The 1,114-nt window shown below is 60.5% G+C and carries 2 protein-coding genes and 1 pseudogene; all 3 read left to right on the top strand.

All coding sequences use genetic code 11. From position 1 onward, the window contains the following. The first annotated feature begins 148 nt into the window (after positions 1–148). Positions 149–403 (top strand): hypothetical protein, encoded by a 255-nt coding sequence (locus Xbed_RS19600; protein ID WP_139837552.1) that lies wholly within the window; start codon positions 149–151, stop codon positions 401–403. Further along, positions 360–593, top strand: a pseudogene (locus tag Xbed_RS20420) (site-specific tyrosine recombinase XerC); the annotation flags it as partial. The gene Xbed_RS19600 and the pseudogene Xbed_RS20420, both read left to right, overlap by 44 nt. A 93-nt stretch (positions 594–686) precedes the next feature. After that, a partial coding sequence (locus tag Xbed_RS20415) for a tyrosine-type recombinase/integrase (protein ID WP_244182568.1) occupies positions 687–1,114 on the top strand: 428 nt, incomplete at its 3' end.

Raw genomic sequence — 1,114 nt, 5'->3', positions numbered from 1 at the left:
AACTGAAAGTGCACCTGTCGCGGCTGGTCGAAATGGAATACCTGCTGCTGCACCGGCGCGGGCTGACGTTCGCCTATGAACTGCTGTTTGACGGCGACGGCAGCGATGCCGCGCACCTGAACGGCTTGATAGTGCCCTGAAAGGGGGTATGACGTGTTCCGGTCGGGGGAAAGAGATAAGCAGTCGCCCCTGGGTCGGCGTGCCGTCGGCAGGTGGTCGGGAACGTAAAATCCCCGCTAAGGCAGAGATAACAAGGCATCACAGAAAAGCGGTCGGATTAGCGCAAAAAACACTGTTCCGGGGGGGGATGAACGAAACGTATCGTAACCGCCCCTTATCACACAGACAGGAGGCTTATCATGGCATCACTGACACTCAGGCAACACATACAGCACTTCCTTGACCACCTCGACGCCCTGCGCTACACACGGGAAACCCGGGCACACTACCGGGGAAACCTGCGGGAATTTATCGCGTGGTGTGACGAACGGGGGATCACGATGGCGCAGCAGGTGAGCTTCCCGCAGCTGGAAAGCTGGCAGCAGAGCCTGACCGCCCAGAAAAACCGGTATGGCCGGCCGATAACGGCCAGCACGATCATCAAAAAACTGACCAGCGTGCGCCACCTGTTCCGCTGGCTGGTGAAGCGGCAGCACCTGCGGTATAACCCGGCGCGGGAGCTGGAGTTGCCCCGCGCCGAGCGACGGTTGCCGTGGGGCATGCTGAACGAGCAGGAAACCCGGCAGGTGCTGGCGATGACCGGGAGCAACAACCCGCTCAGTGTTCGTGACAGGGCGATACTGGAAACGCTGTGGAGCAGTGGCATCCGGCGTTCAGAACTCGCCCGGTTGCAGCTCAGTGAGCTGGATTTAGCGGGCAGCATGTTGTTTGTCCGGCAGGGCAAAGGCCGTCAGGATCGGGTGGTTCCGCTGGGTGAGTCAGCCCGGCATTGGTTGCAGTGCTACCTTAACGATGTCCGCCCGCGTCTGGTGTGGGGGCAAGACCCGGGTTACCTGTTTGTGTCACAACATGGCCGGGGGCTGAATGACAACAACCTGACCCAGATAGTGCACAATGCGCTCCACCGTGCCAACATCGACAAACCCGGGGGGTG

It is taken from the genome of Xenorhabdus beddingii (genome assembly GCF_002127545.1).
GTDB classification, from domain to species: Bacteria; Pseudomonadota; Gammaproteobacteria; order Enterobacterales; family Enterobacteriaceae; genus Xenorhabdus; species Xenorhabdus beddingii.
Note: the sequence above shows the minus strand (reverse complement) of the source record. Positions and strands in the feature narration are given on the sequence as shown.

Bases quoted from the DNA above. Each gene is read 5' to 3' on its own strand.
- Xbed_RS19600 (WP_139837552.1), top strand. From the start codon at position 149: ATGACGTGTTCCGGTCGGGGGAAAGAGATAAGCAGTCGCCCCTGGGTC.